The sequence below is a fragment of the Gordonia mangrovi genome (genome assembly GCF_024734075.1).
In the GTDB taxonomy this organism is placed as follows: Bacteria; Actinomycetota; Actinomycetes; order Mycobacteriales; family Mycobacteriaceae; genus Gordonia; species Gordonia mangrovi.
This window is the reverse complement of the sequence record NZ_CP102850.1, coordinates 59,329-84,979: the sequence shown is the minus strand read 5'-3', so window position 1 is coordinate 84,979 and position 25,651 is coordinate 59,329. Positions and strand designations below refer to the sequence as shown.

Genomic DNA, 25,651 nt, shown 5'->3' with positions numbered 1-25,651 from the left:
CGATCAGACCTCGTCGCCCGGTGACACCTGAGGTTTGGGTGCACGCATCATCCGCAGCTGCATGGCGCGGGTGAAGGCGTACCACCCCAGCCGGAAACCGGTCTGCGAGGAATCGGTGTCGGGATAGCGTTCCCGGACGCGGCGATTCACCAGCCGTCCCAGGACGACGGCATCGATGACCATGAACAGCACGAACACCAGCAGCACCATGTTGGCGTAGACGGCGAGCTGGGGCACGAACATCACCACGATCAGGGCGATCGCGAACGGCATGAACAGGCCTGCGAAATTGCGGCGCGAGTCGACGATGTCGCGCGCGAAACGCCGCACCGGACCCTTGTCGCGCGGCATCAGGTAGCGCTCGTCGCCGGCCATCATCTTCTCGCGCTGCTCGTTGCGCTGTGTGCGACGATCGTTGGCGAGCTTGCGTTTCTCGTCCTTCGACAGCGTCGATTTCATGGCCTTCTTCCGTGCCCGCGCCTCGGAGCGGGTGGTGGGCGGAGGTGCCACCGGACCGCGACGGCGGCCTTCGGCCTGGCGCCGCGACGGGGTCGCCCGACCCTTGCCCGGGGTGTAGGCGCTGCCTTTGGAATCGGGTTCTTCGATGAGAGATGCACCGGCTTCGGTGGCCTCGGACGCCGCGTCGTCGGTGCTCGTGGCGGCGTCGTCATCTGACTTCCATGGCAACTTCACACCATCGAGCCTAGGCGATTCCGTGCTGCCGAGGTTTGCCGACCTCCCTATACTTCGTGCGCATGAGAGCACGGCTCGGTGAGCGACCGTTTCGGCAGGCGACATGCGCGTTCTGATCGCACCGGACTCGTTCGGGGACACGCTGTCGGCGGTGGCGGCATGCCGGGCCGTCGCCCGCGGCTGGTCGGCGGCCCGACCGGCCGACGACGTGCGTTCGGCCCCACAATCCGATGGCGGGCCGGGCTTCGTGGATGTGTTGGCCTCCCGCTTCGGAACAGTGCGTACCGCGACCGTCGCCGGGCCGCTCGGCGCTGCTGTCGAGGCATCATGGCTGCTCGACGATCGAGGGGCCGAACCGGTCGCCTACATCGAATGTGCGCAGGCGTGCGGCCTGCATCAGCTGGGCGGGCGGCCCACGCCCCGCACCGCGATGGCCGCCGACACGACCGGCGTCGGCCAACTAGTGGCCGAGGCGTTGGCAGCGGGTGCGAGCACCATCGTGGTGGGCCTCGGCGGGTCGGCCACCACCGACGGCGGACACGGAATGGTCGACGCCCTCGGCGGTGCGGCCGAAGCCGCTGCGCGACTTGCCGACGTGTCACTGGTGGCAGCATCGGACGTGGAGAACCCACTGTTCGGGCAGTGGGGAGCCGCATCGGTGTTCGGACCGCAGAAGGGTGCCGACCCGACGACCGTCGAGATCCTCGAACAGCGGATGATCCAGTGGAATGCGACGTTGACGACCATCGCCGGCCGCGACATCTCGGGCGAGGAGGGGGCCGGGGCCGCCGGGGGCCTCGGTGCGGCCCTGCTGGCGCTCGGGGCGCGGCGGATCTCGGGTGCGACCGTGGTGGCCGATGCCACCGGCCGCGCCGACGACGTCGCCGCCGCCGATCTGGTGATCACCGGTGAGGGCAAGTTCGACTCGCAGACCCTGCGCGGCAAGGTGGTCGCGGCCCTCACGGCATCGGCCACCGCGGCCGGGATCCCGACGGTGGTCTTCGCGGGTCAGGTGGCGCTGACGCCCGGCGAGATCGCCTCGGCCGGGATCGCCAGTGCGTTCGCCATCGTCGACATCGCGGGTTCGGTCGAGGTGGCGATGAACGACGCCGACAATCAGCTGGCGCGCCTGGCGCAGCAGGTGGCCGCGCAGTGGACCGACGGGGACTCCGAACGCGGTGCGTGAGGAGGCTGTGAGCGGCGATCCGGCCCTCACCGCCTCCGTTCCCCACCCGCGGCTGCCCGGCGACCGGTTGACCGGTGCCCTGTGCGCGCTGGGCGCCTACGCCCTGTGGGGTGTCCTGCCGCTGTATTTCGTCTTGCTCGAGCCGACCGGGCCGTGGGAGGTGGTGGCGTGGCGGATTCTGCTGTCGCTGCTGTTGTACGCGGTGCTGATCGCGCTGCCGGGCCGGTGGCGGCGGTTGCGTGGCATCCTGCGGCAGCCACGGCTCGTGGTGGCGACCGCAGTGGCGGGCGTACTCATCTACGTGAACTGGCAGATCTTCGTGATCGCCACCTTCACCGGCCACGTCATCCAGATGAGCCTCGGTTACTTCATCAATCCGATCGTGACCGTGATGTTGGGGGTCCTGGTCCTCCGCGAGCGGCTCCGGCCGCTGCAATGGGTGGCGGTCGCACTGGCGGTGCTGGCGACGCTCGTCCTCGTGCTCGGCTACGGGGTCTTCCCGTGGTTGGCGTTGGGAGTGGCGTTCTCCTTCGGCTTCTACGGCTTGGTCAAGAAGACCATCGGCGCCGACGTCGACGTCACCAGCGGTCTCACCCTGGAGTCCTTGTGGCTCGCGCCGCTGGCGATCGCGCAACTGGTGGCGGTGGCGCTCACCACAGGTCTGACGTTCGGATCCGCCGGGCCCGGCCACGCCGCGCTGCTCGCCATGGCCGGCGTCGTGACGGCCGCGCCTTTGATGTTGTTCGCGGCCGGGGCCCGGCGCGTGCCGCTCGTGGTGCTCGGGATCGCCCAGTTCATCACGCCCACGACGCAGCTGCTGATCGGTGTCGTGATCCTCGACGAGCCGATGCCGCCGGAGCGTTGGGCCGGGTTCGCCATCGTCTGGCTGGCCCTGGCCGTCTTCACCACCGACGCCGTGACTGCGAGCCGACGACGTGCGCCCGACGTGGCGCCGGGCCCGCCGATCCGGCAGGAATAGACTGCGAGGGGGTACCGTTGAACCGAGCACGTGGCCCAACCGGCGGGTCGGAGACGACTTCGGCCCGGTCAGGACCCCGACAGCGCAGGACCTCCACCCGAGACATACAGGAGCATCGATGACCGTTCAGAACGAATCCGGAACCGCCACCACGACCGGTGTCCTTCTGACCGACGCGGCTGCCGCCAAGGCGAAAGGCCTGCTCGACCAGGAGGGGCGTGACGACCTGTCCTTGCGGATCGCGGTTCAGCCGGGTGGCTGCGCAGGTCTGCGCTACCAGCTGTTCTTCGACGATCGCAGCCTCGACGGCGACCTCACCGATGATTTCGGCGGCGTCACGCTGGCCGTCGACCGGATGAGCGCGCCCTATGTCGGTGGCGCGACCATCGACTTCGTCGACACCATCGAGAAGCAGGGCTTCACCATCGACAACCCGAACGCAACCGGCAGCTGCGCCTGCGGCGACTCGTTCAACTGATCGACCCGACACACACTTCACATCGACCGCATCTCCGGCGCCCGGGGGTGCGGTCGATGTCGTCTGCGCGTCTGGGTAGCGTGGACTGCTGTCCAACTCCTGCGGAATGAAGGGCCTTCCACACGTGGCAACCGTTGTCTGTGGCTCCATCGCGACCGATCATCTGATGACCTTCCCGGGGAAGTTCTCCGATCAGCTGCTCGGCGACCACCTCGAGCACATCTCGTTGAGTTTCCTGGTGGAAGATCTGGTCGTGCGGCGCGGCGGAGTGGGCGGCAACATCGCCTTCGCGATGGGCGTGCTGGGCGGGACTCCGCAGCTCGTCGGCGCGGTGGGTGCCGACTTCCATGACTACCGGCAGTGGCTCGAGGGACACGGCGTGGACTGCTCCGCCGTGCGGATCTCCGAGACCCAGCACACCGCCCGGTTCATGTGCACCACCGATCAGGCGATGGCCCAGCTCGCGAGCTTCTATCCCGGCGCGATGAGCGAGGCGCGCGACATCTCGCTGGCCGGGGTCTTCGATCGGACCGGCACTCCGGAACTGGTGCTGATCGGCGCCGACGATCCCGATGCGATGATCCGGCACACCGAGGAGTGTCGTCGACTCGGTGTCCCGTTCGCGGCCGATCCGTCGCAGCAGCTCGCCCGTCTCGACGGTGACCAGGCCCGCACGCTGATCGACGGAGCGACGTACCTGTTCACCAACGAGTACGAATGGGGTCTGCTGCGGCAGAAGACGGGCCTGTCGGAGGCCGAGGTCGCCGAGATGGTCGGCGTGCGGATCACCACTCTCGGCAAGGACGGGGTGGAGATCGTGGCCAAGGACGGCAGCCGCACGCACGTGGCGGTCGTGCCGGAGACCGAGAAGGTGGACCCGACCGGTGTCGGCGACGGCTTCCGGGCCGGCTTCCTCACCGCCCTCGGCAAGGGTCTGGGCTTCGAACGTTCGGCGCAGCTCGGGTCGATGGTCGCGGTGCTGGTCCTCGAGACCGTCTCCACCCAGGACTGGACCTGGGATCGCGAACTCGCGCTCAAACGCATCGGCGAGGCCTACGGCGACCCGGCCGCCGACGAGATCGCCGCCGCACTCTAGCTCCCTGACGCGCCCAGCACAGTAGCCGACAGAACCCACAAAATCGCCGACAGAACCCAGCCGCACGCGTGCGAGTGATTCTTTCGACGGAAATCTGGGTTCTGTCGGCGATTTTGTGGGTTCTGTCGGCGCGAAAAGGGACTCTACCCGCTACAACCGCACCGGGTAATGGTGGTCGGTGATGTCCGGCACGATCGACTTCTCGACGAAGATGCCGTGCCACACCATGAACATCAGCAGCGTCCACAGGCGGCGGCTGTTGTCGACGACCCCGGCGCGGTGTTCGTTGAGCATCTCGACCACGACGTTCTTGTTGAGGATGTGGTCGGTCTGTGAGTGCTCGATCACCTCGTGCGCCCAGTCGAACATCTCGGTGCCGGCCAGCCAGTGCCGGATCGGAACCGGGAAGCCCAACTTCTTGCGGTGCAGCACATGTGCCGGGACGATCTGCTCGAGCGCCCGACGCAGCGCGTACTTCGTGGTGCCGTGGGCGATCTTCTCGTCGAAGGGGAGTGCCTCGGCGACACCGAACACCTCGGGATCGAGGAAGGGCACCCGCAGTTCCAGGGAATTGGCCATCGTCATCTTGTCGGCCTTCACCAGGATGTCGCCCCGTAGCCAGGTGAACAGGTCCACATGCTGCATCCGGGCCACCGGGTCGAGCCCCTCCGACATGGCGTAGATCGGCGCAGTGACATCGGTGTGGGTCCACTCCGGCCGGTAGTCGCGGAGCACGGCACGCAGCCGCGCGTCGTCGAAGCTGCGTGCGTTGCCGTAGTAGCGTTCCTCCAGCGTCAGCGAGCCGCGGTGCAACAGGCTCTTGCCGCGGGTGCCCTCCGGAATCCGCTCGGACACGCGCCCCGCGGCCCGACGCAGGGCCGCCGGCAGACGGTCGAAGGCGCCCAGCGACAGCGGCTCCTTGTAGATGGTGTACCCACCGAACAATTCGTCGGCGCCCTCGCCGGAGAGCACGACCTTCACGTGCTTGCGCGCCTCGGCCGCGACGAAATAGAGCGGCACGAGCGCCGGGTCGGCCACCGGGTCGTCGAGGTACCACACGATCTCCGGGATGGCGTCGATGAACTCGCGCGGGCTGACGACCTTCACGATGTGCTTGGCGCCGATCGCCTCGGCCGATTCGACCGCGACATCGACCTCCGAGTATCCCTCGCGTTCGAAGCCGGTGGTGAAGGTGACCAGATCCGGGTTGTGGCGGATCGCCAGCGCGGCGATGGCGGTGGAGTCGATGCCGCCGGACAGGAACGATCCCACGGTGACGTCGGCCCGCATGTGTTTGGCCACCGAATCCGACAGGACCTCGGCGATCTCGTCGTAGCGGGCCTGGGCCTGTCCGTCGGTGAACGGTCGAACGCGGAACCGGGGCGTGAAGTAACGCTGGATCTGCGGCGCACGGCCGGGTCGGATGACCGCGTGACAGCCGGACTCCAGCCGACGGATCCCCGAATGCAGGGTTTCCGGCTCGGGCACGTACTGCAGCACCGTGTAGTGCTCGATGGCACGCGGGTCGAGATCGTCGCCGAGCCCGAGTATCCCGATCAGCTCCAGCAGGCTCTTCTTCTCGCTGCCGAACGCCGTTCCGCCGGGGCCGGTCGCGATGAACAGCGGTTTGATCCCGAACGGGTCGCGTGCGATGAACAACGAACGTTCGTGGGTGTCCCAGATGGCGAACGCGAACATGCCGCGCAGGCGACGCACCGCGTCCGGCCCCCAATGGTGGAAGGCCGCGACGATGGCCTCGCCGTCGCCCTCGGTGGCGAACTCGGCGTCATGATCGCGTCGGAGCTCCGCGCGGATCTCGAGGTAGTTGTAGATCTCGCCGTTGAACACCAGCGCATAGCGGTCGGGCTGCTCCGGTGGCCCCCACCGCAGCGGTTGATGCGAATGTTCGATGTCGATGATCGACAGGCGGTTGAAACCGAAGACCAGGTCGCCGTCATGCCAGGTTCCGGGTTCGTCGGGACCGCGGTGACGCATGCAGTGCGACGCGTCCGACACCGATCCGACGGCGTCGGAAGCCGAACCGTCCGAGGTCAGCAGACCGAGCAAACCACACACCAGACAGGCCCCATTTCGTCGACGTCACCATGCTGTTCTGACGCGTCGAGTATGCCTGACGAATGCAGTGCGCAAGGTGTGCGGTCCGCGGACTCGTTCGGCGCGGCGCCGCGACGGGGCGCGCAGGTAAACCCCAATCACGAAACGTTCGCCGGCTTGGTCTACGCTGCGTAGTACTAGGTGCAAGAATTGCCTTGGCGCTGGGTATGACTTGACTCGGCGCGGGCGAAGAAAGCCCTGTGCGAGTCATGTGGCATGGCAACTCGGTCGGCACGTGTGCCGGCACCGAGCGAGCGGGAAGGCGTGAAATTGGCACACGGTGGACGGCCGCGGGCGACAGGGGCCCGTTCCGCATCGCGGACGATCAAGCAGGTCGGTGCACTCGTCGCACTCGGCATCGGGGCGCTGCTGCTGTCGGGATGTGATGCCCGGACGGCGATGCGTTTCGGATGGCCCGCAGGCGTGACGCCCGAGGCGGAGAAGATGGGCGACCTGTGGACCTGGTCGGTCATCGCCGCGCTCCTCATGGGCATCCTGGTGTGGGCGCTGATCTTCTGGACCATTACCTTCCATCGGGCCAAGCGCGGTGACAAGGATGTGTTCCCCCGCCAGACGGCGTACAACGTGCCGCTGGAGCTGACCTACACGGCGATCCCGTTCGTGATCATCGCGGTGCTGTTCTACTTCACCGTCGTGGTCCAGAACGACGTCGAGAGCAAGACCGACGACCCGAAGGTGGTCGTCGATGTGACCGCCTTCCAGTGGAACTGGAAGTTCGGCTACCGCGAGGTCGAATTCACCGACGGCTCGCGTTACGACGGATTCGAAGGCGAAGGCAATCCGTTCGAGTTGCAGGCGCGTAACGAGGCCACCCATCACGGTGAGGAACTGCCCGGCCCGGCCGGCGGGCGCGACGACGACATCCGGAACTATCTCCAGTTCAATCAGATCGAGACGGTGGGGTCGTCGAACGAGATTCCGGTGCTGGTGCTGCCGACCGGTAAGCGCATCGAGTTCGAGATCGCCGCGGCCGACGTCGTCCACTCGTTCTGGGTGCCGGAGTTCCTGTTCAAGCGCGACGTGCTGCCGTTCCCGGAGCAGAACCACACCGACAACGTGTTCCAGATCTCCAGCGTCGACCGTGAGGGCGCATTCGTCGGGCGGTGTGCCGAGATGTGCGGCACCTACCACTCGATGATGAACTTCGAGGTGCGCGCGGTCTCACCGGAGAAATTCGACGCCTACATCCGGTATCGCGAGGACAATCCGCTCGCGACCAATGCGCAGGCGCTCGAGGCGATCTGCGAGGTTCCGGAGTCGGTGACCACTGTGCCGTTCGACACGCGTCGCGCCACCAGCGGCGACACCCCGACGGACCTGGGTGACGCCTCCAACACGTCCTTGCCAAACTGCACGGTGGGAGCAAACGGATGAAAATCGAAGCCAGGATCTTCGAGCTGTTGACCGGTTTCTTCTTTCTCGCCGGCGTCATCTACACGATCTGCACGGCGTTCGCGAGTCGCGGCGTCGAGTGGGTCGGTGTGGTCGGCATGTTCTTCAGTGCCGGTCTGACGCTGATCGCCGGCACGTATTTCCGTTTCGTCGCTCGGCGCGTCGAGATCCGCCCGGAGGACTACGAAGATGCCGAGGTCGAAGACGGCGCGGGTGAACTGGGCTTCTTCAGCCCGCACTCCTGGTGGCCGATCCTGATCGCCGCCGGCGCGGCGATGTTCGGCATCGGCTTCGCGACGGGCAACATGTGGTTTGCGATCTTCGCCGCCGTCGTCATCATCGGCACCGCGGCGGGCCTGGTGTTCGAGTACCACGTGGGTCCCGAGAAGCACTGACTGTCACGAGCCTTCGACGGCCGTATCCGATCATCGATCGGATACGGCCGTCGGGCGTTTCTGGGGCTACGTCAGCGTCGCGTGACAGGGGTGTAGACGGGCAGGGCGCGATACTCGACGCGGAAGGTGGCCTCGTCGTAGCTCTCGCCGACCTCCCCGTCGTGGGCGACCACGAGCGGGCCGTCCACTGCGGAGAAGGAGAACTCGGGTACCTGCAGCTCGTGGTACAGCGGCGAGCGCTCGAGCCGACCGGTGAGCATCGATCCCACCAGCCGCGCGAGTGCGAACCGATGGCCGACCTCGAGAATCCGGACGTCGAGTAACCCGTCGTCGAGCCGCAACCGTCGCGACGGCGCGAATCCGGACGGCAGGTACAACGAATTGCCCAACAGGAACAGTGACGTCTCCATCACCTCGCCGTCGACCCGGATCCGGACCGGACGGGTGCGGCGCATCGTCGCGGTGAGTGCCAGCGCGGTGGCGAACGGTCGACTGCGCTTGCGCTGCAAACGTGTTCGGGTCCGGACGAAATGCGGATAGGCGCCGATGCTCGCGGTGTTCAACACCACCGTCTCGTCGTTGAGTCGGACGATGTCGATACGTGTCAGATGGCCGTCGGTGATGGCGCCGACGGCGTCGGCGACCGACCGGATGCCGAGATCACGGGCGAAGTGGTTGTGGGTGCCACCCGGCAGCACCGCCAGTGGAACACCCGCCTCCAGCGCCAGGGGCGCGGCGCACGCGATGGTGCCGTCACCCCCGGACACCGCGAGGACATCGGCGCGGCTCGCGGCCCGACGCATGAGATCTGACATGTCCTCGTCTGGACCGACTTCGACGATCTCGGCGTCGGGTAGCAGCGAACGCACCTTGTCGAGCACCTGCCGCCCGTTCCCGGAACCCGAGGCGGGATTGCCGACCACCACGACACCGGCCCCGCGGGGGCAGGATGGGGTGGGAACTCGTGACGGTGGGGCGATGGCGATGTTGTGGGGCGTGATGGGTGGAATCAGGCGGCTGCCGATCACCGCGATGGTCGCCCCGATCCCGAAGCCGGCCAGCACGTCGCCGGGGTAGTGCGCACCGGTGGCAATGCGCGACAAACCCACCAGGCCGGCCAGCCCGCCGAGGACGAGACCGGTCGGTGCGTGTTCGACACCCACTCCCATGGCGAACGCGGCGGCGCTGGCCGAGTGCCCCGACGGCAGAGAGTTGGAGGTCGGCGTGCGGTGGGAACGCCGTTGAAGCGGTACCGAGGTGGCCTCGGGCCGTGGCCGGTTGCGGATGCGTTTGGCGATCTGGTTGGTGACCAGGCTTGTGACACCCACCGTGGCGACGCCTCGGACCGCTGCGCGCTGCGCCGTCGCGTGGCCACTGAGTGCCATGGCGCCGGCGATCGCGAACCAGAGCTTGGAATGATCGGCCGTCCGGGTCAGCCGCGGCATCACCGCGTCGAGGCCGGGGGAGTGGGACTGGGCGATGGTCTCGAAGATCTCGCCGTCGAGGGTGCCGAGACCGCGGGTGATCTCACGCAAACCAGTGGAGTCCCAACGCGATCGGAGGACGGCACGAGGCGAGCGGCGCGGTCTGATCACTCCTCGATCCTAGTCACGTCCACGCGGGTGTCGGGGCGCCGACGAGGGGTGACCGCAACGCCCGACGGCCGCTGTCGCGGGGTGCGACAGCGGCCGTCGGGCGTTGGTGGCAGGTTCAGTCGAGCGGGTTGCCGTCCTTGGCCTGCAGTTCGCGAAGGGCCTTCTGCTCGGCCTTCTCCACTTCGTGCTCGCGTTCGACGTTGCGGGCCTGCTGCTCCGGCGGGTCCTCCAGCAGGATCGAACCGGTGCCGGGTGCGCCGGCCGAACCGAGCTTGTTCATCCGCTTGGGCAGCGCCGCGCCCTCGTAGGGGAGCGGGATCGGATGACCGTGGTCGTCGACGGGGCCGAGCGGCTGGTGCACCTCGATGTACTCACCCTGCGGAAGACGCTTGATGATGCCGGTCTCGATGCCGTGGGCCAGCACCGCACGGTCACTGCGCTGCAGTGCCAACGCCCACCGGTAACTGATGAAGTAGGCCAGCGGCGGCACCACGATCAAACCGATCCGGCCCATCCACGTCGTCGCGTTCAGCGAGATGTCGAACTGCAACGCGATGATGTCGTTCATGCACGACAGGGTGAGGATGATCCAGAAGGACAGGGCCATGGCGCCGATGCCGGTGCGGACCGGCACGTCACGCGGACGCTGCAACAGGTTGTGGTGGGCATCGTCGCCGGTCAGGCGTTTCTCCATCCATGGGTAGGCGAACATCACGATGAACATGATCGTGATCACCACGACCACCCAGAAGATCGCCGGGATCGTGTAGTTGCCCAGGTACAACTCCCAGGCGGGCATGAGTCTGGCCAGGCCGTCGGTCCACATCATGTAGATGTCGGGCTGGGAACCGGCGGAGACGTGCGCCGGGTTGTAGGGCCCGATCGTCCAGACCGGGTTGATCTGGAAGACGCCCGCCATGATGGCGAGGACACCGGTGGTGATGGCGAAGAACGCGCCGGACTTGACGGCGAAGACCGGCAGGATGCGCACACCGACGACGTTCTTCTCGGTGCGGCCGGGGCCGGGGAACTGCGTGTGCTTCTGGTACCAGACCAGCGCCAGGTGTGCGCCGATCAGCGCCAGGATGATGCCCGGGAAGAGCAGGATGTGCAGCATGTACAGGCGCGGGATGATGATGTCGCCGGGGAATTGGCCACCGAACAGCGCCCAGTGGATCCAGGTGCCGATGAGCGGGATACCGAGGACGATGCCGCTCATGGCGGCGCGAACGCCGGTGCCCGACAGCAGGTCGTCGGGCAGTGAGTAGCCGAAGAAGCCCTCGAACATCGCCAGGATCAGCAGCACCGAGCCGATGATCCAGTTGGCCTCACGCGGGCGGCGGAATGCGCCGGTGAAGAAGATGCGCGCCATGTGCACCACGATGGAGGCGGCGAACAGCAGAGCCGCCCAGTGGTGGATCTGCCGGACGAACAGACCACCGCGCACCTCGAACGAGATGTCGAGGGTGGTGGCGTACGCCTTGGTCATCATCACGCCGTTGAGTGGCTGATAGGCGCCGTCATAGATGACCTCGGACATCGACGGATCGAAGAAAAGGGTCAGGTAGACACCCGAGACCAGCAGGATGATGAAGCTGTACAGCGCGATCTCACCCAGCAGGAACGACCAGTGCGTGGGGAACACCTTGTTGATCTGCCGCCGGATACCCGGTGCAGCGTGATATCGCGAGTCGACCTCGTTGGCCTGCGCCGCGACACGGTCGGCGATGGTCATGACTTACGCTCCCAAAATGCCGGTCCGACGGGTTCGATGAAGTCGCCGGCGGCGACCATGTATCCCTGATTGTTCACTGTGATCGGCAGCTGCGCCAGTGCGCGCGCGGCCGGACCGAAGACCGGCTTGGCGTACTCGAGCGCGTCGAACTGCGACTGGTGGCACGGGCAGAGGATGCGGTTGGTCCGCTGCTCGTACAGGGATGTGGGGCAGCCGAGGTGGCTGCACACCTTGGTGTAGGCGAAGTAGTCGCCGTAGTTGAAGCTCTCCTGGCCCCTGCGCTTGATGGCGCGGGCGGAGTCCTCGGGACGCAGGCGGATGAGCATTACCGGGTTGCTGACGTAGCGCAGACCCTCGACGAGCTTGTGCCGCGACTCCTCGGTCTCGCCGTACCCGTCCGACACCCGCCAGGGGAACACCGTCTCCATGGCGCCGGCGTCGAGGTCCTCCGGCCGGACCAGGGCCACCTGGTGCGGGTTACCGGTGTCGCGGCGCAGGAACACGGTCTCGTTCGGGTCGTCGGCCGGGTTGTAGATCGGCGACCACCCGGTGTGCCACAGCGGGGCGTCGTCACCCTTGGCCCACGGATTCTTGATGATGCCGCCGAGTCCGGCGACGAGGCCGGTGACGGCGAATGCGCCGAGGCCGAAGGCGGCCGAGCCGAGGATCATCTTGCGTCGCGGCAGGGTGGAGGTGGTCAGCGAATCGTTGAACTCGGCCGCGACGGTCTTGCGGTCGGTCTCGTTGGATCCGCCGTCGTGACGATCCTGCACGGAGATCTCGGCGGGGATGAACTTCTTGGTGAACAGCACCATGCCGATGCCGATCGACAGCACCGAGAGTCCGAAGGTGACGCCGAGCAACGGAGTGTTGAGGGTGTAGCGCCAGTAATCGTCGGAGCCGGGGAGCGCGAACTCCCAGTGGTTCCAGATGAAGATGATGAAGCAGGCGATGGCCGACAGGCCGGCGATGGTGAACCAGATGGCGACCTGCCGCTCGGCGCGCTTCTCGACGCCGGTACCCGGTTCGGGGAACCGTTCGGCACGGTGGATGATCTCCACACCGTCGAGGTTGGTGCCGAGCTTGACCAGATCCTCCTTGCTCATCTGGTCGAGCTCGTCCTGCGACGGGGTGTCTTTACCGTCGTGTGCACTCATGTCCGTGATCCCATCCACATCGCGCCGGCGACAATCGCCGTGACGCCGACTGCCCACATCACCATGCCCTCACTGACCGGGCCGAACCCGCCGAGGTTGAGGCCACCCTGGGGGTTGGACTCGGTGACGTACTTGATGAAGCCGATGATGTCGCGCTTCTCCTCCAGCGAGAGCTGCCGGTTGGAGAACTTCGGCATGTTCTGCGGTCCGGTCAGCATTGCGGTGTAGATCTGCTGCTCGGAGACGCCGTCGAGGTTCGGGGCGAACTTGCCGGACGACAGCGCTCCGCCGCGGCCGGTGAAGTTGTGGCACGACGCACAGTTCAGACGGAACAGCTCACTGCCGCGGCCGAGGTTCTCGCCACGCAGCGACTCCTGGGCGAGGACCGGCAGACCGTCCTCCATCTTGACCGAACCGTCCGGGTTGCGCTCGTAGATCACCTGCGGGCCACCACCCTCGGACTGGATGTAGGCGCCGAGCTGGTCGATCTGGGCCTTGGTGAACTTCGGCGGTTTGCGGGTGGCCTGTGCCTCACCGCGAGCGGCCGGCATGCGGCCGGTGGAGACCTGGAAATACACCGCCGCATCGCCCACGCCGAGCAGTGCCGGGCCGCGATCTTCCACACCCTGCAGGTTGGCGCCGTGACAGGTGATGCACGAGGTCTCGTAGAGCTTCTTGCCGTCGGCGATCAGCGCGGCGTTGGACTCGTCGGCGATGGCGACCTGCGGCTTGGGGGTCAGGACCGATGCCAGGACGCCCGCGCTCACGAGGCCGACGAGGAGCAGCAGCGTGCCGCTTGCGCGACGACGCAGCTTGCGTCGAGATTTCGCCTTGCGCGCCGAGGTGGAGGCGGCCGGTGCATCCGTGCCGGCGTCCACGTCGTCGTTATCCGACGGTCGCGGTGGAGATGAACTCATCTGTGACTCTCTACTAAGCGGGCGGACTGAGATGTGCTGTTCTGCAGGAGGCCGGACCGGCTACCTGATGAAGTAGATCGTGACGAAGAGGCCGATCCAGACGATGTCGACGAAGTGCCAGTAGTAGGACACCACGATCGCCGCGGTGGCCTGAGCCGGCGTGAACTTGGACAGTTTGGTGCGGATCAGCAGGAAGACGAAGGCGACCAGACCGCCGATCACGTGCAGACCGTGGAATCCGGTGGCCATGTAGAAGACCGAGCCGTAGGCGCTCGAGGCGAGGGTCGTTCCCTCGTGCACCAGGTGGTAGTACTCGTAGGCTTGGCCGGCAACGAAGAACGAACCCATCAGGAACGTCAGCACGTACCAGCGGCGCAACCCGAAGACGTCACCGCGTTCGGCGGCGAACACCCCCATCTGGCAGGTCACCGACGACAGGATCAGCACTGTCGTCACCGGGATCGCCAGGGTGAGGTTGAGCTCGGTCGGCTCCGGTGGCCAACCCACCGACGAGTTGGCGCGCGCGACGAAATACATCGCGAACAGTCCAGCGAAGAACATGAGCTCACTGGACAGCCACACAATCGTGCCGACGCTGACCATGTTGGGCCGGTTCAGCGAGTGCACGCGCGCGGTGATGGCTGTTCCTGAGGTACCTACAGCGCTAGTCACAAAGTGAAGTATGACGGTTCGTAGTAAGGCCTGACCACTTGGGTCCGATATTCACCGGAACTTTTTGTCTTGTCGCTGGTAGTCGCCGGTCATCAAGATTTCCGGCGTGTCCGGATGAACGTGGTTTGCTGGGGGTGTGAACGCGGAATCGACCTCCGGAACGAACTCGTCGCCGGTGCGGCGCGACCTGAACGGGCGTCCGGTAGTGGCGGGCCGTCTCAGCCGGCTGCGGGAGAAAATGCTGGGCAGACGTGATCGACCCGGACTGACCGGCGTCGACGACCCGGACCTGATCGTGGTCGCCGAGTCCGGCGACGATGCGGTGGCGAGTTCGGCCGCGTTGGCGTCCTCGGCATGGCGAGCCGGGGACGAGGTGGTGCTTCGTCACGTGTTGCGATTGCCCGAGCGCCGGGTTGCCGACGCCATCGCCACCGCCGCACTCGATGGGTACCGGCCGGTCGATCCGAGCGCCGACGACGACTCCTCGGCCGACACTGCCGGGACGGGGGAGGTCATCGTGCTGCTGGCCCGGGTGCAGTTGCTCGATGCCGTACATCTGTCGCAAGAGCGGTCCCGGATGGCCAGTCTCGGATCGCGGCACTCCGGGGAAGCACTGCGTTGGCAGGTCCTGCAGCCACCGGTGGCGCGTCGCTGATCGTCGGGACACTACTGTTTTCTCTGTGAGCAGCACGGACTCTTCCGCGTACACCTGGCCGCAGATCCTCGGACGTGTCACCGACCGGATCGATCTCACCGTCGACGAGGCGTCGTGGGCGATGAACGAGATCATGAGTGATGCCGCGACCGGCGCGCAGATCGCCGCGTTCGGTGTCGGGGTGAAGATGAAGGGCGCCGCCCCGGCCGAACTACGAGGTCTGGCCTCGGCGATGTTGGCGCACGCAGCGCTGGTCGAAGTGGCGCGGCCGGCGGTGGACATCGTGGGAACCGGCGGGGACCGGTCGCACACGGTGAACATCTCGACGATGACGTCATTGGTCGTGGCAGCCGCGGGCGTCCCCGTCGTCAAGCACGGAAATCGCGCGGCGTCGTCGAAGAGCGGCGGCGCCGACGTGCTCGAGGCTCTCGGTGTCGACATCACCCTCGGTCCCGACGAGGTGGCACGCTGCGTCGAGCAGGTGAACATCGGATTCTGCTTCGCCCCGGTGTTCCACCCGGCATTCCGCTTCACCGGACCGCCGCGCAAACAGATCGGTATCCCGACCGTGTTCAACGTGCTGGGGCCACTGACGAACCCGGCGCGTCCGTCCAGTGGCCTGATCGGATGTGCCTTCGCCGACCTCGCGCCGGTACTGGCTCAGGCGTTCGCCGAACGCGGCACATCGGCGCTCGTCGTGCGTGGTGACGACGGACTCGACGAGCTGACCACCACGACCACCTCGACGGTGTGGCAGGTCGTCGACGGCCACGTCACCCGCCTCGCACTCGATCCCACAGAGCTCGGGATGGCCCGGGTCGAGCTGGCCGCGCTACAGGGTGGCGACGCCGAGGTCAACGCCGGCATCGCCCGCGAGTTGTTCGCCGGGACCCGCGGTCCGGTGCGGGATGCGGTCCTGCTCAACGCTGCGGCCGCCCTGGTCGCGTTCGAACAGCGGGCCGTTCTCACCGACGGTGAGCTGGTGGACGCCATGCGGACGGCGATGACCCGTGCGGCCGCGGTGATCGACAACGGCGAGGTCGCCCGGCTGCTCGACCGCTGGGCGTCGGTGAGCGCCGAACTCGCCGCCGCACGCTGACCGTCCTCGGGACGCTCACTCCTCGCCGATGGAGAACCCGCCCTCCACATCCGACCGTGAATAGCTGCGGAACGCGATATGCGTCGCGCTGTGGGTCACCCCGGGCAGCCGATTGATCTTGCCGGTGACGACATCGGCGATCTGGTCGTGATCGCGCACCTTGATCTTCGCGATCAGATCCACGTCCCCGGCACACGAGTAGACCTCCGAGACCCCGGGGATGTCGGCCACTGCCTGCGCGGTCTCCGGGATCTGGTGGACGTCGGCGTGGATCAGGACGATGGCGGTGATCATGGTTGACACAGTAGTGCGGCACCGCGCGTCAGCTGACGGCATTGTTCGGGGCGTCAGCTGACGGCGTTGTTTGAGGCGTCAGCTGACGGCGTTGTTTGAGGCGTCAGCTGACGGCGTTGTTTGAGGCGTCAGCTGACGCGGCGGCGCGACTCACGTGCATCGTGGGCGGTGCGCGACCAGGACGACCATCGTTGCGCACACGCGCCCGGTAGGGCGAACGCCTCGCTGGCGGCGACGATGCGCCCGCCGGGCTCGGTGATCCAGCGGTAGAGCAGCGCGGTTTCCTCGGCGGGCGCACCGAAGAGCGGTCCGACGCCCGGCAGCACCGTCTCGGCGGCCGCCACGAGGGTGTCGACCACCGGCATCGGCGCCACGCCGCGCCGGGCGACGCCGGCCCCGGCGAGACGCCCGTGCCGGATCACCGCCAGCTCCCAACCGTGATGATTGTCCGGCCGGGCCACCACCAGTTCGGCGATCCGGCTCAGCGCCGACAGTCGCTGGCATCGCGCCAGCAGGTCGATGGTCGCCGACAGCCGGTCGCGGTGACGGGCGGCGCTCTCGAACATCTGCATCTCGGACAGGTGCGCCAGCCGATCGGTGAGTGTGCGCAGCACCACGTCGGAGTCGCCGATCATCAGTTCGCGGACAGCCGATGCCCGTGGCAGATAGTCGGGGAGGGTCAGGGGCCGGTCGGAAGCGGCGTGGCAGCCTCCGATGCGTGGCCCGCCGACCGCCTCCGACCGGCACCAGTGGTGTGACGCGGACCCGGAGCGGGTCGTGCAACTACGCAGACCGGCGGCCTGGGCGACCATGTCGGCAATGGTGGCGGCGGTCGTGCGATTGCCGATGGGGCCGATGCTGTCGTCGGTGGGGGTGCGGGACACCTTCAGCCGTGGAAACCGCTCGGCGGTCAGCACCACCCACCACCCGCGATGGGGTTGCGTGGACCGGCGGTTGTAGGCCGGTGCGTGCGCGGCGAGCAGACGTAGTTCACGGACGCCGGCCTCCAGCCCGTGGGCGCATTCGACGTGATCGACCCTCGTTGCCAGGTCGACCATCTCGCTGATCCGCGGTCGCGGATCGTTGCCGGTGAAGTACGACGACACGCGCCGGCGCAGATCAATCGCAGTACCCACATAGAGCACCTCGTCGGACGGCCCGCGGAACAGGTACACCCCGGGCCGTGCAGGCAGGCCGTGGGCCATCGACCGTTTGGCGCGTAGGCGTGGGTTGGTCCGAGGCAGATATGCGGTCAGCTCGCGGTAGGTCCCGACCCCTTGGTTGCCGACCCGTTCGAGCAGATGGTGGAGCACTTCGACGGTTGCCCGGGCGTCGTCGAGCGCGCGGTGTGTGGGCCGTACCGATACGTCGAACAGGTCGGCCAGCGCGGACAGCCGCACCGACGGGGCCTCCTCCCGGGACAGGATGCGGCGAGCCAACGTGACGGTGCACAAGCTGGCGTGGAATGGCCACTCGATGTCGAGGCGGCGGGCATTGGTACGCAGGAAGCCCATGTCGAAGCGGGCGTTGTGTGCCACCAGGATCGCGCCGCGGGCGAACTCGACGAATGAGGTGAGCACCTCGCCGATCATGGGTGCGTCGGCGACCATGGCCTCGGTGATGCCGGTGAGTGTGACGATCTTCGGCGGGATCGGACATCCGGGGTCGACAAGGGTGGCGAACTCGCCGATCACCTCACCGCCGCGGATCTTCACCGCGCCGATCTCGGTGATCTGGTCCCCGCTCGCACTGCCGCCCGTGGTCTCGAGGTCGACGACGACCATCGTGGTGTCGAACAACGACCGGTCGAAACCGTCGTCCTCGGGCCCACCGTCACCATCCAGATCGGCGAAGGTGAGTTGTCCGTCGTCCATCGCCATCACACCCACCAGACGAACACTAGTTCGATGCAACGACAGATACTGGTGTGACAGGCGGGAAGGGTGGGTTTCGTGTCCTGCGGACGGAGTCTGTCGGTGGTCGTTCCTAGGCTTCTCCGCAAGCGGCGAATCGTGTCGGAGTCCGCTTCGGCACGCGTCGACACCCCGACAGCACTCAAGTGAGATGGAGATCACAGATGTACGTTGACTGCCAGTCCTGCCCGGGTCGTCCGGTCGCTTGCGACGGATGCATGATGCAGGTGCTGTTCGATGCTCCCAACTGCGAAAACCCAGTGGATCAAGGTGGAGAAAAGGTTACGGAACCGGGGCCTTCGGCAGACGCCGCGATCGATGCCGCGATCGATGTCTTCGTGGATGCTGCAATGGCCACCAGAGCCTCTGCAGTATCTGCAAGGGCGGGTAAAAGTACTGCTCACGGCGGTTTTTCGGGACGACCGCTACGGATCCTGCGGGCCGGCTGAGGATTCGGCGCCGGGGCGGTCGCCGACCATCGGTGGACAGACCCGCATCCGATTTCGTAACCTTTCCGAGACCTTTCAGAGCGTCCCGCTCCAACAGGAGTGGTCTGGATTGGTCACCGCTCAATCGCCCTCTGGGCGAACCGGGGAACCATCAGTTTCGGAGCGATCCGAATTGGGGTGAATCGCGCATGCCCGGCGACGTTGTGTGTCGTCGGTCCGCGCGTAGGGCCAGTCTTCCGGCCCGAATCCGACAGCTAACCCGGTCGGCGGTCGAAGGGAGAGCAAGGAGAAGTCGCTTCGTGGCGAAACATCGTTTGGAGCAGCCCAACCGGGGTAGCAAGGTGGCCAAGCGCGCGGTTGTGGCCGGGTCGATCACCGTCGGCTCACTCGCCGCTGCGGCAGGTCCCGCGCTCGCGGCGCCCGTGCACGTGCCGAACATCGGCAATTTTGAACTTCCTGGGGTCGACAGCAAGCAGATCCCCCAGCAATTCCAGGAGCCTCAGGCCGCTGCGCCGGCGGCCACCCCGGTCGCCAAGTCCCCGGGCGCCAGTGTCGAGATCCCGAACATCGGCACCTTCACGGTCCCGGGTCTCAACAACGACCAGATCCCGCAGCAGTTCCGGCCCAAGGGTGGCGGCGGCGGAATCCTCGGCGTGCAGCCGACCGTGGCACAGAAGGCCGTCAGCAACGCCGAGAGCAAGATCGGTTCGCCGTATTCCTACGGCGCTGCCGGGCCCAACGCGTTCGACTGCTCGGGCCTCGTCTACTGGTCCTACAAAAAGGCCGGCAAGACCATTCCTCGCGACAGCTACGGACAGCTCGGCGGAGGCACCCCGGTCGCCTCGATCGCCCAGGCCAAGCCAGGCGACGTGCTGATCTTCAACGGCGGCGGCCACGCCGGAATCTACGCGGGCAACGGCAAGTTCGTGCACTCGTCGACCTACGGCACCCCGGTGAAGAAGGACAACGTCGGCGACTGGTCGCTGACCGGAATCCGTCGTTACTGAGCGCAGTCGCAGCACGATGTGAGTTTTGTCGGGCGGATCACGTGAGCACGTGATCCGCCCGACACATCGCCCGGGCGGTGGTTGCCGCAGTCGCGGCGGCTTCTCCGGCGATGTGGGGGAAATGGTGGTGAACAGGTGACAGCCGTGGTTTCGGGACGGCATGCGGCAGACAGACGACCCGTGCCGGTATTGCTCGGCACGGCGGTCCTCGCGCTGGCAATGGTGTTCGGGCAGTTGGGTGCTGCCCTGCAGGTCGGTACTGCGTCGGCTGCCCCGGTTCGCACTCCTGACCAGCTCCTCACCGAATACCAGAAGCTGAGCGACGACGCCGAGAAGTCGGCCGAGGCGATGCACAACGCGCAGATCGAATACGACAAGCAACGACGCATCGTGGCCCAGGCGAGGGAGGCGTCGGTCGCGGCGGATCGGACACTAGCCTCCACACAGCAGCGCCTGGAGAACTATCAGACGCGCGTCGACTCGGTGGTACGTGCCAGCTACAAAGGCGCCCGGGTGAATCGGCTCTACGCCGTCCTGGTCAGTGACTCCCCGCAGGCCCTGCTCGACCAGATGTCCGGTCTGGAGCTCATCTCACGACAGTCCGCGGCGGATCTCCAGGGCCTGAAGAACGCCCGCGCCAAGACCACCGAGGCCAAGGCCGCGGCGGACAAGACCGCGGCCGACGCGACCGCCGCGGTGGCGGCGGCGGAGAAGACCCGCGGGGAACTACAGGCCGAACAGGCGAATCTGCAGCTGCAGGCAGTGCAGATCCGAGCCGTCTACGAATCGATGACCGGCAAGCAGCTCGCCGCCCTGCGGGGACCCGATTTCGACTTCGACCCCCGGCTCGTCCCGAAGGGGACCTCGTCGGCTCTCATCGCCGTGCAGGCTGCGCTCACCCGGATCGGTGACCCGTACGTGTGGGGTGCGACCGGGCCCAGCTCCTTCGACTGCTCGGGTCTGATGGTGTGGGCCTATCGGCAGGCCGGGATGACCCTGCCCCGGTCGAGCCAGGCGCAGAGCGGGGCGGGTCAGCACGTCGATCGACAGAACCTGAAGCCCGGTGACCTGATCATCTATTACTCGGACGCCCATCACGTGGGTATGTACGTCGGCGACGGCTACGTGATCCACGCCTCGACGTTCGGCGTGCCGGTGAAGGTCGTGCCCATCGACGAGGCCGGCCCGTACAACACCGCCCGTCGGTACTGAGTGACGACACCGACGGACGGATGCCGGTGATCGGCGACGACACGCGTCGGCGGGCTCCGGCCCGTCGCGGGGCCGGTATCACGGCGCTGGCCGCCATCATGCTCGCCGCGGTGGTGGCCGGTTGTGCATCCCCGGTCGAACCGGCGGCGTCATCGTCATCGAGCCGCGCGACGACCACCACGACGCCGGTCAACGTCTACGAACAACAACGCGCGAGCGGCGTGCAACGAACCCTCGACGAACTCAGCACGGCTCTGCGCGACGGTGACGCGAATCGTGTGGACGCTCTCCTCGATGCGGCCACTGCGCCAGCATTCCGCGCCCGGATGCGGGACACCGCGGTCAATTTCTCCGGGAGCGCGGTGCGCGCGGAGGCCGCTTCGCGGTCGACCACGCCGACCACCCCGGCGACCGCCTCCCGCGCGCCGAGTTCCCCGTCCCGCTCCCGCATCGCACGACCGAGCGGGTCGCCCACCACGTCGGCGCCGGTTCCGCCGCGGGGTACTGCGCTGCGCCTCGACGACTTCCGGTACCAGGTCGCCCCCACCACCGAAGCCGAGATCCTGGTGCCGCCCGACCTTCAGCAGCGACTCGACGAGCAGGGGAGTTCGGACTCCTGGGTGGCGCCGATCGAACTGCGCTATGCGCTCGGCGGCGCGAGCACCCCGGGAGTCGACGAACCGGACGTCGTCGTGGACATGCAGCTGGTGATGGCGCGTTACGGCGATGACTGGACGGTGGTCGGCGATGCGTCGGCGATCGGTGGCGATCCGGCGCCCACCCAGTTGTGGGATCTGCCGGGCCTCGGGGCCACCGACGTGTCGACAGCGGGCGGCACGTCGGTGATCGCCTCGTATCCGGACACCGCTGTGGTGGTCGAGCGCGCACGTGAACTCGTCCCCGGGTCGGTCGACGCGGTGACGGCGTTCTGGGGCGACGACTGGCCGCGCCGGGCGGTGCTGGTGGCGACGGCGCGCCCGGCCGAGTTCTCCGCGCTGGCGCGCAGCGCCGGGACCGACGTCGCCGCAGCCGCCGCGGCGACCGTCTACAGTCGTGTCGACAGCGACGACGATGTGGCGGTGGGTCAGCGGGTGGTTCTCACACCGAGTGCCGCACGGTTCTCCGCCGCCGCCCTCGGCGTGGTGTTGCGCCATGAGCTGACACATGTCGCGGCGCGTGTCGTCACCGCGGCGGGCGCGCCGCTGTGGATCACCGAAGGGGTGCCGGAATATGTCGGGCGCAAGGGGACATATGTGCGGTTCGCCGATGCCGCACCCGATCTCGCGGTCGCGGTCGACGCCGGTCAACTCCCCACCGATCTGCCTGCCGACGCCGACTTCGCTGTCGACTCCGACACGGCGCGGATCGCGTATCAGTCCGCGTGGTCGGTGGCTGCCTACGTTGCCGACCGCTTCGGCGAGGACCGGCTGCGCGAGCTCTACCTCGGCGTCGCGGCCACCGACGACCCGGCACGTCAGGGTGAGGCGATCGCGGACGCACTGGGGATCTCCCGTGCCGAACTCGTCGCGGGGTGGCGACGCTGGCTGACCACGCAGGTGCGCTGATGCGCCGGACCTTGTTGGTGACCAACGATTTCCCGCCTCGGCCGGGCGGAATCCAGTCGTATCTGCAGAATCTGGTGGATCTGCTGCCGCCCGACGAGGTGGTGGTCTACGCGCCACGATGGCGGGGCCACGAGGAGTTCGACGCCGCGCAGCCCTACACCGTGGTCCGTCACCCGACGACGTTGATGTTGCCGACCCCGGCCGTGGCGCGACGCGCCGCCCGCCTCATCGCGGCCCACGACATCTCGACGGTCTGGTTCGGTGCCGCCGCGCCGTTGGCCACACTTGCGCCCGCGATGCGGCGAGCGGGGGCACACCGTGTCGTCGCGAGCACCCACGGTCACGAAGTGGGTTGGTCGATGCTGCCGGTCGCCCGGCAGGTACTGACCTACATCGGTCGGCACACCGACGCGGTGACCTTTGTGAGTCGTTATACGCGTGGTCGTTTCGCGGCTGCCTTCGGCGCGCACGCCGCGCTCGAGTACCTGCCGCCGGGAGTGGACACTGATCGCTTCGCACCCGATCCCGATGCGCGCCGGCGCCTGCGTGAGCAGCTCGGCCTGGGTGATCGGCCCACGGTGCTGTGTCTGTCGCGCCTGGTGCCGCGCAAGGGGCAGGACGTCCTGATCCGGGCGTTGCCGTTGATCCGCCGCGAGGTCGGTGACGTGGCGCTCGTGGTCGTCGGCGGCGGCCCGCACGCCGAGACCCTGCATCGCCTCGCGGCGGACAACGCGGTCGCCGAGCACGTCGTGTTCACCGGGTCGGTGCCGTCGGCGGAACTGCCGGACTATCACAACATTGCCGACGTCTTCGCGATGCCGGCCCGCACCCGCGGCGGTGGGCTCGACGTGGAGGGTCTGGGCATCGTCTACCTGGAGGCCTCGGCGACCGGAGTCCCGGTGGTGGCCGGACAGTCCGGAGGCGCCCCCGAGACCGTGGTGGAAGGTGTGACCGGCACCGTGGTGGACGGAACCGACATCGATGCCGTGGCGCTCGCGATCACCGCTATTCTCCGCGACCCCTCCGCCGCTGCCGAGATGGGCGCCAACGGACGCGAGCACATCCTCGAGTCGTGGCAGTGGCGCACCATCGCGGCCCGGCTGCGGCAGATCCTCTGACGCGATCTACCTCGCGTAGATCGCGTCGATGTCGTCGGAGTACTTGTCGACCACCACATTCCGCTTGACCTTCAGCGTCGGCGTCATCTCGCCGGACTCCTCGGTGAAGTCGACGGCGAGCACCCGGAACTTCTTGATCGCCTCGGCATGGGAGACGGTCTCGTTGGCGGCATCGATCGCGCTCTGGATCTCGGCCCGCAACTCCGGGTCGTCGGCGAGATCCTCCACGGTGGCGTCGGCGGGTTTGCCGTTGCGTTCCTTCCAGCCGCCGAACGCCTCGGGGTCGATCGTGATCAGCGCGGCGATGAACGGTTTCGCGTCGCCGATGACGAGCGCCTGCGAGATGAGGCCGTTGGCCCGGATGATGTCCTCGAGACCCGCGGGTGACACGTTCTTGCCGCCGGCGGTGACGATGAGTTCTTTCTTCCGGCCGGTGATGGTGAGGTAACCGTCGTCGTCGAGGGTTCCGAGATCACCGGTGTGGAACCAGCCGTCGGTCACCGCGGTCGCCGTCGCCTCCCGATTCCGCCAGTACTCGGCGAAGACCACACCACCCGACAACATCACCTCGCCGTCGTCGGCGATCCGTACACTGTTGCCCGGCAAAGGTTTTCCGACGGTGCCGACTTTCACCGCGCCTGGGGTGTTGACGCTGAACGCCGCCGTGGTCTCGGTGAGCCCGTACCCCTCGTACACCGGGATCCCGATGCCACGGAAGAAGTGGCCGAGGCGCGCACCCAGCGGTGCGCCGCCCGAGATCGCGGCCTCGCATCGTCCACCCAGTGCCGCGCGCAGTTTTCCGTAGACGAGACGATCGAACACCGCATGCTTGACTCGGAGAACCAGTCCGACCGAGCCGCGCTCGGTGGCCGACGAGTACTCGATCGCGGCCTCGGCGGCCAGGTCGAAGATCTTGCCCTTGCCGCTGTCGTGGGCGGACTGCCGGGCGGTGTTGTAGACCTTCTCGAACACGCGTGGCACCGAGAGGATCACCGATGGCCGGAATGTCGCGAACTCGGCGACCAGGGTGCGGGTGTCGGCATGGTGTCCGACCTCCACACCGGCCTCGATGGCCACCAAGGTGATGGCACGGGCGAGCACATGAGCCAGCGGCAGGAACATCAGCATGCGCTTGTCGGGGCCCAACAGCGTGCTCATCGGGCTCTCCAGGACCCCGTGGACCTCGGAGAGCATGTTGGCATGGGTCAGTTCGCATCCCTTGGGGCGACCGGTGGTACCCGAGGTGTAGATGAGCGTGGCCGGATCGGCGGCCCGCAGCGAGGCGCGACGCGTCAGCACCTCGTTGTCGGGGACGCCGGCGCCCGCCGCGGTGAGGTGTGCGATCGCACCGTCACCGGCGGAGGTGTCGATCTGGAACACCTCGACCGGGTCCAGGCCGTCGATCGTATCGACGATCCGGCGATGGCCGTCATCCTCGACGACGATCGCCATGGCGCCCGAGTCGCGCATGATCCATTCGATCTGCGGTCCCGAGGAGGAGTCGTAGATCGGCACCGTGATGGCGCCGGCCGACCAGATCGCGAAATCGATCAGATTCCATTCCAGCCGGGTGCGGCAGAGCAGCCCGACTCGATCCCCGGGGGCCACGCCTGCGGCGATCAAACCCTTGGCGATGGCGGTGATCTGGGTCGCGGCCTCGGTGGCGGTCACCGACTGCCAGCCGGCGTCCACCTTGCGTCGGAACACCACCTTGTCCGGTTCGCGATCGGCGATCCGGAAGATGATGTCCGTGCAGTCGGCGTTCGCCGGGATGGAGAATCGCGCTGGGATGCTCAACTCGGGCATCAGGCCACCTTTCCGCCTCGGTTCCACAGCGATGGTAGTCCTGCCACCGCGCAAACCGTACGCGCGTCCCGTCGGTCTGCTGTCGCGGGCCGTCCCGAGTAT

Annotated in this window: 23 protein-coding genes and 1 riboswitch; of the genes, 13 read left to right on the top strand and 10 right to left on the bottom strand. The window is 67.2% G+C overall.

Annotated elements, in window-relative coordinates; genetic code table 11:
* Nucleotides 1–3: 3 nt before the first annotated feature.
* The gene (locus NWF22_RS00380) at nucleotides 4–693 is read right to left on the bottom strand and encodes a DUF3043 domain-containing protein (RefSeq protein ID WP_160901119.1); all 690 of its coding nucleotides are present in this window, start codon (nucleotides 691–693) and stop codon (nucleotides 4–6) included.
* Nucleotides 694–796: 103 nt separating this feature from the next.
* On the opposite strand from NWF22_RS00380, the gene NWF22_RS00375 reads away from it, so the two are divergent.
* From NWF22_RS00375 to NWF22_RS00360, 4 genes are all read left to right on the top strand, one after another.
* Nucleotides 797–1,879: a glycerate kinase family protein gene (locus NWF22_RS00375; protein WP_160901120.1), complete on the top strand. Its 1,083-nt coding sequence runs from the start codon at nucleotides 797–799 to the stop codon at nucleotides 1,877–1,879.
* Between the two features lie 7 nt (nucleotides 1,880–1,886).
* On the top strand, nucleotides 1,887–2,858 hold the full coding sequence (gene rarD, locus NWF22_RS00370) for an EamA family transporter RarD (RefSeq protein ID WP_258321277.1): 972 nt from the start codon (nucleotides 1,887–1,889) through the stop codon (nucleotides 2,856–2,858).
* Between the two features lie 118 nt (nucleotides 2,859–2,976).
* Nucleotides 2,977–3,336 (top strand): HesB/IscA family protein, encoded by a 360-nt coding sequence (locus NWF22_RS00365; RefSeq protein WP_160901121.1) that lies wholly within the window; start codon nucleotides 2,977–2,979, stop codon nucleotides 3,334–3,336.
* A gap of 106 nt (nucleotides 3,337–3,442) precedes the next feature.
* Nucleotides 3,443–4,432 (top strand): carbohydrate kinase family protein, encoded by a 990-nt coding sequence (locus tag NWF22_RS00360; RefSeq protein ID WP_202398203.1) that lies wholly within the window; start codon nucleotides 3,443–3,445, stop codon nucleotides 4,430–4,432.
* Nucleotides 4,433–4,582: 150 nt separating this feature from the next.
* Here NWF22_RS00360 and asnB read toward each other — a convergent pair whose 3' ends face one another.
* On the bottom strand, nucleotides 4,583–6,508 hold the full coding sequence (asnB, locus tag NWF22_RS00355) for an asparagine synthase (glutamine-hydrolyzing) (RefSeq protein WP_160901122.1): 1,926 nt from the start codon (nucleotides 6,506–6,508) through the stop codon (nucleotides 4,583–4,585).
* Between the two features lie 363 nt (nucleotides 6,509–6,871).
* On the opposite strand from asnB, the gene ctaC reads away from it, so the two are divergent.
* Both ctaC and NWF22_RS00345 read left to right on the top strand, forming a co-directional pair.
* The gene (ctaC, locus tag NWF22_RS00350; RefSeq protein ID WP_258321403.1) at nucleotides 6,872–7,942 is read left to right on the top strand and encodes an aa3-type cytochrome oxidase subunit II; all 1,071 of its coding nucleotides are present in this window, start codon (nucleotides 6,872–6,874) and stop codon (nucleotides 7,940–7,942) included.
* Nucleotides 7,939–8,355, top strand: coding sequence for a cytochrome c oxidase subunit 4 (locus NWF22_RS00345; RefSeq protein ID WP_160901124.1), 417 nt, complete (start codon nucleotides 7,939–7,941; stop codon nucleotides 8,353–8,355). The genes ctaC and NWF22_RS00345 overlap by 4 nt, the downstream gene beginning before the upstream one ends.
* 71 nt (nucleotides 8,356–8,426) lie before the next feature.
* Here the strand turns inward: NWF22_RS00345 and NWF22_RS00340 are convergent, their stop codons facing one another.
* The 5 genes from NWF22_RS00340 to ctaE form a co-directional block, all read right to left on the bottom strand.
* Nucleotides 8,427–9,950: a bifunctional phosphatase PAP2/diacylglycerol kinase family protein gene (locus NWF22_RS00340; RefSeq protein ID WP_258321276.1), complete on the bottom strand. Its 1,524-nt coding sequence runs from the start codon at nucleotides 9,948–9,950 to the stop codon at nucleotides 8,427–8,429.
* 115 nt (nucleotides 9,951–10,065) lie between these two features.
* Complete coding sequence (qcrB, locus tag NWF22_RS00335; RefSeq protein WP_160901126.1) at nucleotides 10,066–11,685, bottom strand: cytochrome bc1 complex cytochrome b subunit; 1,620 nt, start codon at nucleotides 11,683–11,685, stop codon at nucleotides 10,066–10,068.
* Complete coding sequence (gene qcrA, locus NWF22_RS00330) at nucleotides 11,682–12,842, bottom strand: cytochrome bc1 complex Rieske iron-sulfur subunit (RefSeq protein ID WP_160901127.1); 1,161 nt, start codon at nucleotides 12,840–12,842, stop codon at nucleotides 11,682–11,684. The genes qcrB and qcrA overlap by 4 nt, the downstream gene beginning before the upstream one ends.
* On the bottom strand, nucleotides 12,839–13,759 hold the full coding sequence (gene qcrC, locus NWF22_RS00325) for a cytochrome bc1 complex diheme cytochrome c subunit (protein WP_160901128.1): 921 nt from the start codon (nucleotides 13,757–13,759) through the stop codon (nucleotides 12,839–12,841). Before qcrC ends, qcrA begins: the two co-directional genes overlap by 4 nt.
* A 60-nt stretch (nucleotides 13,760–13,819) precedes the next feature.
* Complete coding sequence (ctaE, locus tag NWF22_RS00320) at nucleotides 13,820–14,431, bottom strand: aa3-type cytochrome oxidase subunit III (RefSeq protein ID WP_160901129.1); 612 nt, start codon at nucleotides 14,429–14,431, stop codon at nucleotides 13,820–13,822.
* Nucleotides 14,432–14,669: 238 nt separating this feature from the next.
* Between ctaE and NWF22_RS00315 the strand changes: the two genes are divergently transcribed.
* Both NWF22_RS00315 and trpD read left to right on the top strand, forming a co-directional pair.
* Nucleotides 14,670–15,086, top strand: coding sequence for a hypothetical protein (locus NWF22_RS00315; protein ID WP_233751002.1), 417 nt, complete (start codon nucleotides 14,670–14,672; stop codon nucleotides 15,084–15,086).
* A 25-nt stretch (nucleotides 15,087–15,111) separates the two neighbouring features.
* Nucleotides 15,112–16,185, top strand: a complete 1,074-nt coding sequence (gene trpD / locus NWF22_RS00310; protein ID WP_258321275.1) for an anthranilate phosphoribosyltransferase — start codon at nucleotides 15,112–15,114, stop codon at nucleotides 16,183–16,185.
* A gap of 15 nt (nucleotides 16,186–16,200) precedes the next feature.
* Here trpD and NWF22_RS00305 read toward each other — a convergent pair whose 3' ends face one another.
* Together NWF22_RS00305 and NWF22_RS00300 are read right to left on the bottom strand one after the other, a co-directional pair.
* A complete protein-coding gene (locus NWF22_RS00305) occupies nucleotides 16,201–16,479 on the bottom strand; it encodes an Lrp/AsnC family transcriptional regulator (protein ID WP_160901131.1) in 279 nt (92 codons plus the stop codon).
* 128 nt (nucleotides 16,480–16,607) lie between these two features.
* Nucleotides 16,608–18,359, bottom strand: a complete 1,752-nt coding sequence (locus NWF22_RS00300; RefSeq protein WP_160901475.1) for a DEDD exonuclease domain-containing protein — start codon at nucleotides 18,357–18,359, stop codon at nucleotides 16,608–16,610.
* Nucleotides 18,360–18,610: 251 nt separating this feature from the next.
* On the opposite strand from NWF22_RS00300, the gene NWF22_RS00295 reads away from it, so the two are divergent.
* From NWF22_RS00295 to NWF22_RS00275, 5 genes are all read left to right on the top strand, one after another.
* Complete coding sequence (locus NWF22_RS00295; protein ID WP_233750891.1) at nucleotides 18,611–18,841, top strand: hypothetical protein; 231 nt, start codon at nucleotides 18,611–18,613, stop codon at nucleotides 18,839–18,841.
* A gap of 107 nt (nucleotides 18,842–18,948) precedes the next feature.
* Nucleotides 18,949–19,126, top strand: a riboswitch (cyclic di-AMP (ydaO/yuaA leader).
* Nucleotides 19,127–19,140: 14 nt separating this feature from the next.
* On the top strand, nucleotides 19,141–19,848 hold the full coding sequence (locus NWF22_RS00290; RefSeq protein ID WP_160901132.1) for a C40 family peptidase: 708 nt from the start codon (nucleotides 19,141–19,143) through the stop codon (nucleotides 19,846–19,848).
* A 219-nt stretch (nucleotides 19,849–20,067) separates the two neighbouring features.
* Entirely contained in the window at nucleotides 20,068–21,060 is a 993-nt protein-coding gene (locus tag NWF22_RS00285) for a C40 family peptidase (protein WP_160901476.1), read from the top strand.
* Nucleotides 21,061–21,080: 20 nt separating this feature from the next.
* Nucleotides 21,081–22,625: a hypothetical protein gene (locus NWF22_RS00280; RefSeq protein ID WP_233750892.1), complete on the top strand. Its 1,545-nt coding sequence runs from the start codon at nucleotides 21,081–21,083 to the stop codon at nucleotides 22,623–22,625.
* A complete protein-coding gene (locus NWF22_RS00275; RefSeq protein WP_160901133.1) occupies nucleotides 22,625–23,743 on the top strand; it encodes a glycosyltransferase family 4 protein in 1,119 nt (372 codons plus the stop codon). The genes NWF22_RS00280 and NWF22_RS00275 overlap by 1 nt, the downstream gene beginning before the upstream one ends.
* A gap of 6 nt (nucleotides 23,744–23,749) precedes the next feature.
* On the opposite strand, the gene NWF22_RS00270 is transcribed toward NWF22_RS00275, so the two are convergent.
* A complete protein-coding gene (locus NWF22_RS00270; RefSeq protein ID WP_160901134.1) occupies nucleotides 23,750–25,549 on the bottom strand; it encodes an AMP-dependent synthetase/ligase in 1,800 nt (599 codons plus the stop codon).
* Nucleotides 25,550–25,651 lie beyond the last annotated feature (102 nt).

Bases quoted from the DNA above. Each gene is read 5' to 3' on its own strand.
- NWF22_RS00305 (WP_160901131.1), bottom strand. From the start codon at position 16,479: ATGATCACCGCCATCGTCCTGATCCACGCCGACGTCCACCAGATCCCG.
- NWF22_RS00300 (WP_160901475.1), bottom strand. From the start codon at position 18,359: ATGGCGATGGACGACGGACAACTCACCTTCGCCGATCTGGATGGTGAC.
- NWF22_RS00280 (WP_233750892.1), top strand. From the start codon at position 21,081: ATGCCGGTGATCGGCGACGACACGCGTCGGCGGGCTCCGGCCCGTCGC.
- NWF22_RS00285 (WP_160901476.1), top strand. From the start codon at position 20,068: ATGGTGTTCGGGCAGTTGGGTGCTGCCCTGCAGGTCGGTACTGCGTCG.
- NWF22_RS00315 (WP_233751002.1), top strand. From the start codon at position 14,670: ATGCTGGGCAGACGTGATCGACCCGGACTGACCGGCGTCGACGACCCG.
- NWF22_RS00365 (WP_160901121.1), top strand. From the start codon at position 2,977: ATGACCGTTCAGAACGAATCCGGAACCGCCACCACGACCGGTGTCCTT.
- NWF22_RS00275 (WP_160901133.1), top strand. From the start codon at position 22,625: ATGCGCCGGACCTTGTTGGTGACCAACGATTTCCCGCCTCGGCCGGGC.
- NWF22_RS00345 (WP_160901124.1), top strand. From the start codon at position 7,939: ATGAAAATCGAAGCCAGGATCTTCGAGCTGTTGACCGGTTTCTTCTTT.
- NWF22_RS00270 (WP_160901134.1), bottom strand. From the start codon at position 25,549: ATGCCCGAGTTGAGCATCCCAGCGCGATTCTCCATCCCGGCGAACGCC.
- qcrA (WP_160901127.1), bottom strand. From the start codon at position 12,842: ATGAGTGCACACGACGGTAAAGACACCCCGTCGCAGGACGAGCTCGAC.
- NWF22_RS00360 (WP_202398203.1), top strand. From the start codon at position 3,443: ATGAAGGGCCTTCCACACGTGGCAACCGTTGTCTGTGGCTCCATCGCG.
- qcrB (WP_160901126.1), bottom strand. From the start codon at position 11,685: ATGACCATCGCCGACCGTGTCGCGGCGCAGGCCAACGAGGTCGACTCG.
- NWF22_RS00375 (WP_160901120.1), top strand. From the start codon at position 797: ATGCGCGTTCTGATCGCACCGGACTCGTTCGGGGACACGCTGTCGGCG.
- NWF22_RS00295 (WP_233750891.1), top strand. From the start codon at position 18,611: ATGATGCAGGTGCTGTTCGATGCTCCCAACTGCGAAAACCCAGTGGAT.
- qcrC (WP_160901128.1), bottom strand. From the start codon at position 13,759: ATGAGTTCATCTCCACCGCGACCGTCGGATAACGACGACGTGGACGCC.